This is a genomic window from Methylophaga sp. (assembly GCF_965655755.1).
GTDB lineage: Bacteria > Pseudomonadota > Gammaproteobacteria > Nitrosococcales > Methylophagaceae > Methylophaga.
On record NZ_CBFHHW010000044.1, the window covers coordinates 1 to 12,722 of the forward strand.

General features: G+C 44.8%; 14 protein-coding genes and 1 riboswitch. Of the genes, 4 read left to right on the plus strand and 10 right to left on the minus strand.

Annotated features, from left to right (window positions below; all coding sequences use genetic code 11):
• Positions 1–115: 115 nt before the first annotated feature.
• Positions 116–913, plus strand: a complete 798-nt coding sequence (locus ACTF5U_RS11520; RefSeq protein ID WP_438971777.1) for a lipopolysaccharide kinase InaA family protein — start codon at positions 116–118, stop codon at positions 911–913.
• A 54-nt stretch (positions 914–967) separates the two neighbouring features.
• Here ACTF5U_RS11520 and ACTF5U_RS11525 read toward each other — a convergent pair whose 3' ends face one another.
• The 6 genes from ACTF5U_RS11525 to ACTF5U_RS11550 form a co-directional block, all read right to left on the minus strand.
• Positions 968–1,351, minus strand: coding sequence for a cupin domain-containing protein (locus ACTF5U_RS11525; protein WP_438971778.1), 384 nt, complete (start codon positions 1,349–1,351; stop codon positions 968–970).
• Between the two features lie 111 nt (positions 1,352–1,462).
• Positions 1,463–2,371: a squalene synthase HpnC gene (gene hpnC, locus ACTF5U_RS11530; RefSeq protein ID WP_438971779.1), complete on the minus strand. Its 909-nt coding sequence runs from the start codon at positions 2,369–2,371 to the stop codon at positions 1,463–1,465.
• Entirely contained in the window at positions 2,361–3,638 is a 1,278-nt protein-coding gene (locus tag ACTF5U_RS11535) for a DNA recombination protein RmuC (RefSeq protein ID WP_438971780.1), read from the minus strand. Before ACTF5U_RS11535 ends, hpnC begins: the two co-directional genes overlap by 11 nt.
• Positions 3,629–4,282 carry an HAD-IA family hydrolase gene (locus ACTF5U_RS11540; protein WP_438971781.1) on the minus strand — a complete coding sequence of 218 codons (654 nt, stop codon included), beginning with the start codon at positions 4,280–4,282 and terminating at the stop codon, positions 3,629–3,631. Before ACTF5U_RS11540 ends, ACTF5U_RS11535 begins: the two co-directional genes overlap by 10 nt.
• Position 4,283: 1 nt before the next feature.
• Complete coding sequence (ubiG, locus tag ACTF5U_RS11545) at positions 4,284–4,991, minus strand: bifunctional 2-polyprenyl-6-hydroxyphenol methylase/3-demethylubiquinol 3-O-methyltransferase UbiG (protein ID WP_438971782.1); 708 nt, start codon at positions 4,989–4,991, stop codon at positions 4,284–4,286.
• Positions 4,988–6,310 (minus strand): TRZ/ATZ family hydrolase, encoded by a 1,323-nt coding sequence (locus ACTF5U_RS11550; RefSeq protein ID WP_438971783.1) that lies wholly within the window; start codon positions 6,308–6,310, stop codon positions 4,988–4,990. Before ACTF5U_RS11550 ends, ubiG begins: the two co-directional genes overlap by 4 nt.
• A 104-nt stretch (positions 6,311–6,414) precedes the next feature.
• Between ACTF5U_RS11550 and mtnA the strand changes: the two genes are divergently transcribed.
• The 3 genes from mtnA to ACTF5U_RS11565 are packed head-to-tail and all read left to right on the plus strand — an operon-like array spanning position 6,415 to position 9,057.
• The gene (mtnA, locus tag ACTF5U_RS11555; RefSeq protein WP_438971784.1) at positions 6,415–7,461 is read left to right on the plus strand and encodes an S-methyl-5-thioribose-1-phosphate isomerase; all 1,047 of its coding nucleotides are present in this window, start codon (positions 6,415–6,417) and stop codon (positions 7,459–7,461) included.
• Positions 7,462–7,474: 13 nt separating this feature from the next.
• Complete coding sequence (locus ACTF5U_RS11560; protein WP_438971785.1) at positions 7,475–8,149, plus strand: SDR family oxidoreductase; 675 nt, start codon at positions 7,475–7,477, stop codon at positions 8,147–8,149.
• Positions 8,143–9,057 (plus strand): phosphotransferase, encoded by a 915-nt coding sequence (locus ACTF5U_RS11565; RefSeq protein ID WP_438971786.1) that lies wholly within the window; start codon positions 8,143–8,145, stop codon positions 9,055–9,057. Before ACTF5U_RS11560 ends, ACTF5U_RS11565 begins: the two co-directional genes overlap by 7 nt.
• 49 nt (positions 9,058–9,106) lie before the next feature.
• On the opposite strand, the gene pnuC is transcribed toward ACTF5U_RS11565, so the two are convergent.
• The 4 genes from pnuC to ACTF5U_RS11585 all read right to left on the minus strand — a co-directional run.
• Complete coding sequence (gene pnuC, locus ACTF5U_RS11570; protein ID WP_438971787.1) at positions 9,107–9,718, minus strand: nicotinamide riboside transporter PnuC; 612 nt, start codon at positions 9,716–9,718, stop codon at positions 9,107–9,109.
• Between the two features lie 14 nt (positions 9,719–9,732).
• Positions 9,733–9,990 (minus strand): YkoF family thiamine/hydroxymethylpyrimidine-binding protein, encoded by a 258-nt coding sequence (locus ACTF5U_RS11575; RefSeq protein ID WP_438971788.1) that lies wholly within the window; start codon positions 9,988–9,990, stop codon positions 9,733–9,735.
• A gap of 49 nt (positions 9,991–10,039) precedes the next feature.
• Positions 10,040–12,181, minus strand: coding sequence for a TonB-dependent receptor (locus tag ACTF5U_RS11580; protein ID WP_438971789.1), 2,142 nt, complete (start codon positions 12,179–12,181; stop codon positions 10,040–10,042).
• 59 nt (positions 12,182–12,240) lie between these two features.
• A riboswitch (TPP riboswitch) is annotated at positions 12,241–12,352 on the minus strand.
• Positions 12,353–12,440: 88 nt separating this feature from the next.
• The coding region (locus ACTF5U_RS11585; protein WP_438971790.1) for a hypothetical protein at positions 12,441–12,722 on the minus strand (282 nt) is incomplete at its 5' end.

The following is a 12,722-nucleotide window of genomic DNA, read 5'->3' on the forward strand; positions in this document are numbered from 1 at the left end:
TAGATAGGACTCAACTATTTAAGAAAACATAACCCTCTCTCATTGAGGTAAAGATATTATTTTTCTGAATGCGTTATTATCCAAGTCTATAAACGCAATAATACAAGGTAGTTTAATGCGCTTTACGAGAACAATCTGGCACATCGATCCTGATATCGCTGCAACACAAGTCGGAAAACGACTAGGGAGATTAGAGCAGGTCTTTGAACTTGATTCAGAGATAGTCTCTGAAGACAATCATGGCGATGTACTGAAAATAGAAACCGACGGCCAGAGTTTTTTTGTTAAACGTTTTTTTGATGCGACAGGAATTCGAAGCTGGCTGGGCCTTTCCCGCTTAAGAATCGAGGCAAGAAACCAACAGCGTTTCACTGCTATGGGCTTAAACGCTGCGGCAGTTGCAGGGTATGGTGAGGAATATTTTTTTTCAAGAACACTTAGAGGTGTATTGATAACGAGAGGGATTGAAAACAGTCTGAGTTTAGAAGATGTCGCCAACAAGCATACTGAATTATTGGATGACAGAGCATGGCTGGATAATGTTATGCAGCAGGTTGCTGATATGACGGTATTACTACATCAGAATCAGATCTGCCATAACGATTTATTTTGGCGAAACTTACTTCTTGAGAACTGTGTTTCTAAGCCAAAGCTCTTTTTGATCGATTGTCCTTCAGGCTGCTTCTGGCCAAAACTTTTTTTAAAACGCCGGATCGTAAAGGATATTGCTAGTCTGGATAAACATGCGATTCTTTATTTGAGTCGTTCACAACGACTTCGATTTATCAAAAAATATTTACGCACAGCACGTTTGAGTAAGGTGGAAAAAGAGTTTGTCCGAGGGGTTCTACAATACCCAGAGCGCAGGCAGAAACGTAAACATCGTCAAAAGCGATTAGGGCTGAGAAACTAATAACAAATAGCTTAATATGATGTAGTCCATCCATGGACTTTATAGTGCTTTGACTTATGATGAGAATGGTTCAGTGACATCCTCGGCCATTCGAATAGCAAATATTTTGCGAACGGTTTCTTCTGTGCGCCATTTACCTTTGAAGCCGGCTTCAACCAAAAAACTGTCGCCTGCTGAATAAGTGACAGAATTACCATCCTGATCCGTCAATGAGGCCTTACCTTCAAACATATGCACCATTTCATCGGCGTTGTAGGTAACTTGATATGTACCTGGTGTTGCTTCCCAAAAGCCTGTTAGAAACTTACCATCTTCAGGAACGTGCTCGAGCCATGTTGTCATAGAAGGGTTGCCTTCAACCGGCTCCCATCCTGCTAGATCATCTGTAATGGGCGTGGTGTTTTTTGTGTCAAACTTACCGAACGATATTGTTTTCATTTCTCAAGTCCTGATTAATATAAAATCAAGACTTTCTCAGGTATGCCAGATCGAAACAATTAGTCTTAAGGAGTATTGATCGTGTGGAACACTTTTGAGTGGCACGGAATCTTATTGTCCCTTCAAGTTTAATAGACGACTACAACAGGTTCTATAGAGTCGCTTACTAAGCGCGTTAAGCATAATGCTTATAAGTGTGGTTTTTTTAAGTCTTGGGCGCGTCAATAATGCTTTGTCAGGCTGCTTAATCAATAAAGAGAGTGTTTTGATGCCAGCTAAAGTCATGGCTCTGACTTCCCAGCCTAATCTGCCATTCAATGATTCACCGAGCGGAAAACCAGCTTGCATCATATTTGCGGTACGTTGGTAAAGGCTGCGTACAAGTGGTGCTATTTTCTCTGAATCCGGCTGAATCAGGTCGAACTCGCTTAATCCGGCAGCGGATAGTTCGTCAAGTGGAATGTAGATACGATCCTGTTCGGAGTAATCCTGAACTATATCCTGATAAAAATTGATTAGCTGTAATGCGCTACATACTGCATCGGATTGTTTTAATTGTGCTTCTGAGGGATCACCCTCAAGTTGAAGTAACAAACGACCCACCGGATTGGCTGAGTAACGACAGTATTCTAAGACTTCATCAAAATTGGCATAGCGGGATTTCACCACATCCTGTCTGAACGCAAGGAGTAAATCCTCAAATAAGCACAGTGAAAGTTGATGTCGATGAATCACATCAGCCAAAGCAATAAAGATGGCATCATTACCTTTATAAGTCTTTTTATCTATTTCTTTTAGCGCATCACTATAAGCATCTAATTGAGCCAGACGAATGTGTTGCGGTGCATTCCCTTCATCAGCAAAATCATCAGCTGTGCGGGCAAAGGCATAAATGACGCTGATAGGTTTTCGAAGTCTTTGAGGTAAAAGGAGTGAGGCAACAGGAAAATTTTCGTAATGGGACTGAGCTAATCGCTGACAAAAACCATAAGCTTTATCAAGCTCTAACTTAGAGGTCATCATCACCGCTTTGTTGTACCGGTCTAGGTTGCTGTTCTATAGGGGGCAGGTCATTAATTTTATGTTTACTGCTAATACCCATTTCAGTAAATTTACGTGCACCAGGCAGCACCTGACGCTCAAGTGAACCGACAGCACTATTAAAGTGATTGACGGTGCTGCCGAGGCTGTTTCCCAACTTACTCAGATGAGAACCAAACGTCGACAAGCGTTTATAAAGCGTTTCACCCAGTTCACGGATGTTTTCTGCGTTTTCAGCTAACGCTTGTTGTTTCCAGCCATAGGAAACAGCACGAAGTAGAGCAATGAAGTTAGTGGGGGTAGCCAGAATAATGTTCTGACTCATACTGTCTTCTAAAAGTGCTGGATCGACTTCCAATGCGGCTGATAGAAATTGCTCACCGGGAATAAACAACACTACGAATTCAGGGGAGTTACTATATTCTGCCCAGTAATTCTTCCGCGCGAGTTCTTTAACGCGGCTACGGATGACCTGAGCATGACGCTTGAGTTCTTTCTGACGAATACTGTCATCCTTTGCTTGTATCGCGGAGAGATAAGCATCCAAAGGCGTTTTAGCATCAACAATGATATCGCGTTTCTCAGGCAGCTTGACGATCATATCCGGGCGAATACTGCCTGTTTCTGTATTTGTGTGGGTTTGCTCAAAAAAGTCACAATGAGCCACCATGCCGCTGAGTTCGGCTAATCGACGTAAGGTCATTTCACCCCATTGACCCCGGACTTCGGGTCGACGTAAGGCCTGAACTAAATTCTGAGTTTCGAGTTGGAGCTCTTGCTGGCTCTTGGTCATTTGATCTATGGTGCTACGAAGGCTGCCGTAACTTTCCTTACGCTCCTTTTCAATGTCATGAATTTGTTTACTGGTTTTCTGCAAAGCCTCATTAATTGGTTTGAGCATTTGTTCAATGGCTTTCTCTTTGGTGCCGAGGTCAGCTTTGGCTTCACTTTGAAAGCGTTTGAGGTTTTCTTCGGCTAGCCTTAAGAAGCTACTGTTATTCCGATTTAATGCTTCATTAGAAAGTTGATTAAAGGTATTAGCTAATTGCTCGCGGGTCTGGTTGAGCACCTGATCCAGTTGCAGTTTGTTTTTCTGTTCCAACTCCAGCGTGAGCTCGAGCTCATTATTACGAGTCTCAATCCTGCGAACGGTCTTGTTTCGAATGACATAACCGATCAGACCGCCGAGTATTAATCCTATTGCTAAAGCGATCAGGCTGGTTTGATAGGTAAGGATTAAATCCATTGCATAATCTCACTTGGGTGACTAATCATGGCATCAGCTTGCCAGTTTTCCGGATGATCTTCATCACTGATATAACCATATTTAGCAATGAGCGTGTGCATATTGGCGTTACGTCCTGCTTCAATGTCACGTTGGGCATCACCGATATACAAGCATTTCTGAGGCTCCACTCCCGTTAACTCACAGGCATGTAACATCGGTTCCGGATGTGGTTTACTGTTGACAGTTGTATCACCACTGACGATGCAGGCAGCACGACGGTCAAGTTTTAACCCTGACATTAGAGGCTCAGTTAGAAATGCAGGTTTGTTAGTAATCACTCCCCATATTTTCCCTGCTTTTTCTATAGAGTCAATAATAGCTTCCATGCCCTCAAACAAGCGTGATTCACGGGTAAGATTGTCCTGATAGATCTTGATAAAACGTTGTTGTAGCGAATTGAACCTATCGTCGCTAGTTGTCATGCCAAAGCCTAGTTTCAATAAACCGGGGCTGCCATGACTGGCAACAGGACGAATGTCCGCATACGGTAAAGGAGGCATACCTTCTTCCTCTAATACTCGATTCAATGCATAAGCCAAATCAGGTGCAGTATCGACTAAGGTCCCATCCAGGTCGAAAAAAACAACATCAAATTTCGCCATATCAGTTTTTACGACAGTGAACGATGTAGTTCACTTTGACATCTTTGCCAAGACTGAACTGACGTGTCAGAGGGTTATAGGTCATACCTGTAATATCATTAACCTGCAGCCCCGCTTGGCGGCACCAGCTTGCCAACTCAGCGGGACGAATGAAACGTTTATAGTCATGCGTACCTTTAGGTAGCATGTTCATGACATATTCAGCACCTACAACAGCTAATAGATATGCCTTGGGATGACGATTCAGGGTTGAGAAAAAGAGATCCCCACCCGGTTTAACTAAATCGGCACAAGCTTGAATGATAGCCGCAGGATCGGGGACATGTTCCAACATTTCGAGACATGTTACTGCATCAAACTGCTCTTTATGTTTGCTGGCCATGGTTTCTGCTGTGGCTTGTTCGTAGTGAATCTCCAGCCCTGATTCCATTGCATGAAGTTTGGCAATATCCAGGGGCATCTCGCCCATATCTATGCCTGTCACATCAGCCCCATTTTTGGCTAAAGCTTCTGACAAAATACCGCCGCCACAGCCTACATCGATCACTTTAGCGTCACTCAATGCACAGCGTTTGGCAATGTAACCAGCGCGCAGTGGATTGATGTCATGAAGCGGTTTCGATTGTCCCTCTATATCCCACCAACTTGAGGCTAATGCTTCAAATTTGGCCACTTCGTTTAGGTCGACATTGTGATCAGTTTGGCTCATAGCTGCTGCGATCCTATTTTTTCAGCCCATTGCTTTGTATCAGCAAGAATTTTGTTTTCATTAAGCGTAGTCAATCGTTTATCTGTAAGTAACTGCTTACCATCAACCCATACATCGGACACCTTATCACGACCAGTTGCATAGACGAGTTGAGAGACAACATCAAAACAGGGCTGGCTTTCCAGGCTCGACATATCGACGGCAACCAAGTCGGCAAATTTACCCACTTCAATAGAGCCTGTTTGTTGCTCCAGCCCAAGTGATTTTGCCGCATTAATCGTCGCCATCTCAAGTGCTCTATGTGCTGGGATAGCACTCGGATCTTGTCCAATAGCTTTGGCTAAAAGTGCCGCTTGTCGCATCTCGGCAAACATATCCAAATCATTATTGGATGCTGCACCATCAGTACCAATAGTGAGATTGACGCCCTGTTTATCCAATTTGGCAACAGGACAAAAGCCACTGGCAAGCTTTAAATTGGATTCCGGACAATGTGCGATGTGAACACCCGCTTCGGCGCACCACTCGATTTCTTCTTCGGTTAACTGTGTCATATGAACGGCAATCAGCCGGGGTGATAAAAGTCCAATCTGCTTCAACCGTTCTAAAGGCCGCATCCCGAATTCTTCAACACTTTGTGATACCTCCCCCGCAGTTTCATGCACATGCATGTGAATTGGCAGGTCCATTTCTTCAGCATTGACGATTATTTTTTCCAGCGTAGCGTCTGCCACCGTGTAGGGGGCATGAGGTGCATAAGCTGTGCTGATACGGGGATGGTGCCGGTAATGATCATGCAGTTGCTGTCCTTTATGCATGTATTCATCAACATTGGCCGCCCAGTTAGTGGGAAACTCAATGACAACCATCCCCAGACTGGCGCGAATACCGCTACGGTCGGCGACGCGTGCTGTGGCTTCAGGGAAGAAGTACATATCATTGAAGCATGTTGTACCACCACGAATCATTTCAGCGATTGCTAGGGTACTGCCCGATTCAACAAAGCTGTCGCCGACGAATTGTTGTTCTGCAGGCCAGATATATTCGTTAAGCCAAGTCATGAGTGGCATATCGTCAGCTAGCCCGCGGAATAAGGACATTGCTGCATGAGCGTGATTGTTAATCAGCCCCGGGATAATACAATGCTGATCCATGTTATGAGTGACGGAAGCGCTATAAAGCTGCTTTGCCTGCTCCTGAGGGAGAAGCGATACAATACAGCTATCTTTTATAATAACAGCATGATTTTCGAGTACCTGCTGTGAGGCTGTTACTGGCACAATCCAGCGTGCATTTATGATTAAGTCGACAGTTTGCATAGAACCGATTATACCGGTGACATTGCTGAAAAACCTACTCTGCATAGGCAACAATTCAAAAAATCCAGCACTGAAATACTTTCAGCTGGATACAGGAGCAACACTTGGCTATAAAAAATGACATGATAGAACCGATTGTCTGGCGCGAAAACAGTTTGTTTTTACTGGATCAGAGAAAGCTACCACATTATCAGGAGTGGATTGAACTCAATGATGCAAGCGCTGTGGCTGAAGCTATCAGAACTATGGTCGTCAGGGGCGCGCCGGCTATTGGGGTCACAGCCGCTTACGGGTTTGTACTGGCTGCTAGACAAGTCTGGAGACAGGAAGCGGCTAACTGGAAGGCCGCCATGCCAGCTGCTTTAGAAATTCTGCTTAACTCGCGACCTACTGCCGTTAATTTGTTCTGGGCCGTTATGCATATGCAGACGATTTGTGATGGTTTGTCTGATGACCAGTGTCCTGATAATACACTGCTGGAAGCGGCGAAAAATCTGCATCGTCAAGATGTTGAAGCGAACAAAAAATTAGGGAAGTTAGGCGCTGATCTACTTGGACATCAGAGTACGGTATTAACGCACTGTAATGCAGGGGCTTTAGCCACAGCTGGTTTTGGGACTGCCCTTGGAGTCATTCGTCAGGGCTATCTTGAGGGTAAGATCAAACATGTCTATGTTGATGAGACACGGCCCTGGATGCAGGGCAGTCGGCTGACAGCATGGGAGCTGCTTGAAGAGGGTATTCCAATGACCTTACAGTCTGATTCTGCGGCAGGTTTGTTAATGGCATCAGCTAAGGTTGACTGGATCATTGTCGGCGCTGATCGTATTGCCGCTAACGGTGATACAGCGAATAAAATCGGAACTTATTCCTTGGCGATTCTGGCGAAATATCATGGTGTTAAAGTGATGATTGCAGCCCCGGTTTCCACTATTGACTGGGAACTGGCTGATGGTAAAGATATTCCTATTGAACATCGGGACAGTTCTGAAGTCACACATTTCAATCAGCAAGCGATTGCACCGCATGATGTACAGGCTGTGAATCCGGCGTTTGACGTGACACCAGCAAAGTTAATCGACGCCATTGTGACTGAGGCCGGTGTTATCCTGTCGCCAACGGCAGAAAAAATGTTGAAGCTGAAACAATAATTCGGGAGGGTTTATGACTGAAAATGTACTGATTACAGGAACGAACCGGGGAATCGGTCTGGAGCTTTGTCGCCAATTATCGGCAAAAGGCATGCATGTCATTGCGACCTGTCGTAAAGCGTCATCTGAATTGAAAGCGCTTCATGTCGAAATTATTGAAGATGTTGAAGTGAGTGAACCTAAAAGTCTGGCAACACTGGCTGAAACTTTGGCAGGAAGAAAAATTGACTGGTTAATTAATAATGCCGGCATTGCCGGTGGAATTGGTCTTGGTGATATTGATGATGCCGCGATTGAGAGTTTCGTCAGAATGTATCGGGTTAATAGTCTGGGGCCATTGCTTACCACACAAGCCTTACTGCCAAACCTGCATCAGGGCAGCAAAGTGGGGATTATCACCAGCCGAATGGGATCCATTGATGATAATGATTCCGGCGGCAGTTATGCTTACCGCATGTCAAAATCTGCAGTCAATGCGGCCGGTAAGTCATTATCAATCGATCTGAAACCGCGGGGCATTGCTGTAGCTATTCTGCATCCAGGCTGGGTTCGAACCGATATGACAGGGCATGGTGGCCTGATTGATCCGGATGAGTCAGCCTCTGGCCTGATAAAGCGAATGGAAGAACTGACGCTTGATACAACAGGTGGCTTCTGGCACACCAACGGTGACGTTTTACCTTGGTAAAAACATGTACTAACGAGGAAGTCGCTGCACTTTATCAACAGTTAGGTTCTGAGTCAGCATTACCGCAACTCTACTCTGCGGAATTGGTCCCCCCCATGTTTGACGACAGTACGCATCAACTTTGGCGCTGTGATACGGCTGAGGGCGAACTGATGTTGAAGCTCTGCTATCGGGATAATGTGGATCAATCTCCGATCTGGCAGATTATGCAGCAGTTATTTGATGTGTCACTGCCAGAGGACTTGGCAGATCTCAGTCAAACCCAGCAGTTAATTGAGAATCAGGGGATACTTCCGATACCTGAATTGTTGGCATGCGGCAGGGAGCAGTCTGAGATACCGGCATTCATGCTGAGTCGCGTAGCTGATGGGGTGACGCTACAGAAAAAACGACTCACAGATGACATAGTGCTTCAGTTTGCGAAGCATCTGGCAGCCTTGCATCTTCAAAAACAAACGACTTGGGGGAAAGTGACGCATGCTGACAACCTTGCTGAAGACTGGTCAGCACGGTTATTAAAAACGTTGTTGCGGCACAGTTCAAAACTGCCTATCGGTGAACCCTGGTTATATAAAGTGATGACACAGCTTGAACAGGTAACGCCGACCCATTTTGCTCCCATCATGATTGACAACCGCTGGGATCAGTATCTCATGAAGGATGGACACATCTCCGCTCTGGTGGATTTGGATGCCTTTGTGATCGGGCCGCCAGAGCTCGAACTTGTCTTATTGGAATACCAACTGGACAAAAAGCAAGCAGCTGTTTTTGTTAAGGAGTATGAGAAGTCTTTGCCCCTACCTGATTTATCCGCTCAGCGGCTGACCTATAGGCTATTACTTTTCCTGATGAATGCCTTGGGTGAAGATAATCTCGACCGCTGGATGAAAGCGGATACCCATTGGTAAGCTTTGCTATTAAAATCTTAATAACCAATAATTTTCTGAACGATTGGTTCTAACCCGTTGTGATAGCGACTTGTTGACGATGCAAACGTATCCAATTCACAAAACCGGCGGTTGCCAACACGGTGTAGAGTGAAAACAACGCTGCGGTTGCGTAGAAGCCTGTATCCAAATAAAGCATAACGGCAGCAGCATCAATCGCAATCCAGTAAAGCCAGTTTTGAAGTACTTTTCTGGCCATTAGCCAGGTGTTAAGTACAGAAAACACGGTAATGCCTGCATCAAGATACGGTTGCTGTGAAGCATTAAACTGATGCAGGTAATAGCCAACAACCAAGGTTAAAAGACTGCCTGTAACTAAAAAAGCCAGATTGAGACTGATAGACCAGTTATGGATCGGTAAATCATTTTCAGCCTGCTTGTGCCCTCGCCAGAGCACAAACCCATAGATAGCCATGCCCATATAATAGAAGTTAAGCAAGGCCTGCATTGGCAACTGACCTTCCCAGAATAAAAGGGTATAGATCAGCGTGCTGACAAAGGCCATCGGCCAACACCACTGTGATTCGCGGGCAGCGAAAATGATGTAGCCCACGCCTAATAAAGCGGCAAAAACTTCCCAGCCTGATAAAGACATCAAGCCGTTTATGAGCGTATCCATCATGGGGAAACCCTTTTCTAGTCTTCGACTTCGTAGCGGTCAGTACCAATCATTTTCAATACAAATACGCTATGCGGCAGTTGTTCAAAAACGGCTTCAATTTCAGCATCCATCGCATCCATTACGTCGCGGTATTCACCAAAGATTTGTGTGCTCAGATTGTTACGTGAAATCTTGAGTTTCGGGTTATTTTCCAGCTTGTCGATAAACGCCAGAATGGGTTCAACATAACGTTCAGTCAATGGATAAAGACTGATATCTACTGAAATACGCATAAAAACCTCTTTATTGTGAATAAGGGCGCGCGGGCGCCCTTATCGTTGATTAATAGTCGTAGCTTACTGTCATGCCAACTACACGTGGATCGCCAAATTGTTTGTAGGTATTGCTGTTTGAACCATCATAGAGAGGTGGAGTGTTATCGAAGAAGAAGCCTCGAGTGTAATAGTCCTTATCAAACAGATTGCGTCCCCATAAGGTGAACTTCCAGTTCTCTTTTTGATATTGCAGACTAGCGTTATAGATGACGTAGGAGCCGGATTTTGAGTTATGACTGTTGGAGAAGTAGAAGTCATCTTTACCTTCCATATTGGCTCTGAATTTCCAGTTAGGGGCAAAGTAATATTCACCGCCTAATGTGAATTGGTAGCTCGGCGCATGAGCCTGACGGCGACCTTCAATATCATTGCTGGTGATATCCGGATTATCATATTCTTCAAATTCGGCTCGTAACAGGCCAAGCGCACCAAACAGTCGAACGTCTTCATGAACCAGCCAGTCAAAATCTGCCTCGATACCATAGTTTTTCCCTTTGGCAGCATTGGCGATAGAGTCTTCAAACTCACCCCCGCCGACAAAGACCGAACTTTTAACCTGAGCATCACGACGGATGGAATAAAACGCAGCAATATTGGTAATTAGATCACCATCAAGCCAGCTTGATTTCAGACCTGTTTCCAGACTCCACATATATTCAGTATCAAACTCGCGTTTGTTATCGGGTAGATCATCATTATTATTGACACCACCTGATTTATAACCACGTGAGAGTGATGTATAAGCTAAATGATCCTCGTTAAACTGGTAGTTTAGGCCGAGTTTACCACCGAATAGTCTCTCACTTGTCTCTATTGCCAATTGGGTTGAGTCTTTGTAATCAGCGTCAAAATATTCAACACGCAAGCCTGTGATTAACGTTAATTGGTCAGTCAGATGGGTATCAAACTGACCAAATAATGCGGTGTTTGTGGTTTCATAATCATTATTCTCAAAGTCACCAAATGGCGAGTTTAAGTCCAACTGTTCGTCTTGAGATAGGAAGTAAACACCGACAGCCCATTCCGTGGTATCGCCGAAGAGCAAGCCGTCTTCATTAGAGAGCGCTTTCAACTCGACCGAGTAGTTTTCACGATCACGGTTAAATTCTTCAAAGGCATTGTACGGACAGAATGCGTCGTTATCGAAGTCGAGGTCATTACAGTTCGCTTGTTGGGCAGGAGAAAGAGTATTAAAAAATGCCTGATTAGCAGGCGCATTATTCCAATCGGCATCATAGCTATAGGTCAGATCCGACTGCACGTAGGTAAAATTAGACTGCAGTTGCAAGGCACTGTTAACTCTGTAGTCCGTTTTCAGTGCAAAAGCATCAGTATTCTGACTATCTTCACCCGGCATATCAGACTGGCTATTACGGCTGTTATCCAAAGTGAAGGCATCGTAGCCATTATCAATATCGAGATGCAGCAGATTCAAATCTACGGTCAAATTTGAGTTGACGAGCCACTTTAGATGGCCTCGTAATGTGACTTCATCATGATCCTGTACATTGTCGCGTCCCAGAAAATCATTATCCATGTAACCATCGGATTGATGGCTATAGACTGAAAACCGCCCTAAAAGCCTGTCTTTAATCAGTGGACCACCTACAGCAACACCAACATTTCGCGTGTTGTACTCTGCGATGCCTGTTTCGAAGTGCATATCCAGTTCGTTAGTGGGCTCGGTGCTTTTCATGTTAATGACGCCGGCTAAGGCGTTGGTGCCGAATTTGGTACCTTGAGGACCACGCAGAATTTCAACAGATTCAATATCAAACAATGTGGCTGCGCCGCCGGTACGACTAAAATCGATGCCATCGATTAATAAACCGACAGAAGGATTGATTGGCGCAGAGAACTGACTACGTTCGCCTATTCCTCGGATCTGAAAATATTGTCCGCGTGCCGCACCAGATGACACATTGACGTTGGGTGCCAGATTCAACACATCTTCGAGATGTTGAGCACCACGTGATTCAATCACTTCACTGTCGATCTGAGTAAGGCTGACGGGTGTTTCTTGAGCAGTATTTGGACGGAAGTCAGCGCTGACTATCATTGACGGTAAGTCAGCAGGCGTAACTTCTGCAAAAGCGGGTGTGGAAATTATTGCTGTTGTCATTACAACTGCAAAGGTCGAACGTTTCATAGTTGTCCTTTTGTGAGAAGGCAAAAGGAGAGGCGACGACAATCAAACAATGAAACATGTAAAGTCGATTTTGCCTTTCCCTACGCCAGTATTATCTGGATCAGGTTCATCGGGTCATCTCTTCAATGTTTAAGAGATATCTCAGGCCTTTGGCCACCCCGAGGCAACATTCCGTTGTTAAAAAGTTAGTCCATTCGAATGTCCATCAGTTTAAGCTAAAGAACGTATCTTTTCCAGTTTTAACAATACTTTGAGAGACTCACTTTTTTGCTGGTTTTAAGCTGGAGCGGCATTGAGTGCAGACATGAAGCTGACGATTAATTCTTTGCGTGGGAATACGTTGCTGACGTTGGTCAAAGCACTGAGGACAGTAGAAGTTGGGATCACCATCGAAACGATAACACCCAGAATTTATATCGATTTCAGGGTGATGAGTTTGTGTTGCCTGCTGCGTGATTTTATTCTGGCAAACTAGCTCCAGTTCATCTTGCAGAGAATGTACTAAGTTTTTATCTGCTTTGGGGAGCGCGTTTTCTATTTG

Excerpts from the sequence above, each read along its gene's own strand:
- ACTF5U_RS11520 (WP_438971777.1), top strand. The coding sequence starts at position 116 with ATGCGCTTTACGAGAACAATCTGGCACATCGATCCTGATATCGCTGCA.
- ACTF5U_RS11535 (WP_438971780.1), bottom strand. The coding sequence starts at position 3,638 with ATGGATTTAATCCTTACCTATCAAACCAGCCTGATCGCTTTAGCAATA.
- ACTF5U_RS11580 (WP_438971789.1), bottom strand. The coding sequence starts at position 12,181 with ATGAAACGTTCGACCTTTGCAGTTGTAATGACAACAGCAATAATTTCC.
- ACTF5U_RS11550 (WP_438971783.1), bottom strand. The coding sequence starts at position 6,310 with ATGCAAACTGTCGACTTAATCATAAATGCACGCTGGATTGTGCCAGTA.
- pnuC (WP_438971787.1), bottom strand. The coding sequence starts at position 9,718 with ATGATGGATACGCTCATAAACGGCTTGATGTCTTTATCAGGCTGGGAA.
- hpnC (WP_438971779.1), bottom strand. The coding sequence starts at position 2,371 with ATGACCTCTAAGTTAGAGCTTGATAAAGCTTATGGTTTTTGTCAGCGA.
- ACTF5U_RS11525 (WP_438971778.1), bottom strand. The coding sequence starts at position 1,351 with ATGAAAACAATATCGTTCGGTAAGTTTGACACAAAAAACACCACGCCC.
- ACTF5U_RS11560 (WP_438971785.1), top strand. The coding sequence starts at position 7,475 with ATGACTGAAAATGTACTGATTACAGGAACGAACCGGGGAATCGGTCTG.
- ACTF5U_RS11540 (WP_438971781.1), bottom strand. The coding sequence starts at position 4,282 with ATGGCGAAATTTGATGTTGTTTTTTTCGACCTGGATGGGACCTTAGTC.
- ubiG (WP_438971782.1), bottom strand. The coding sequence starts at position 4,991 with ATGAGCCAAACTGATCACAATGTCGACCTAAACGAAGTGGCCAAATTT.
- ACTF5U_RS11575 (WP_438971788.1), bottom strand. The coding sequence starts at position 9,990 with ATGCGTATTTCAGTAGATATCAGTCTTTATCCATTGACTGAACGTTAT.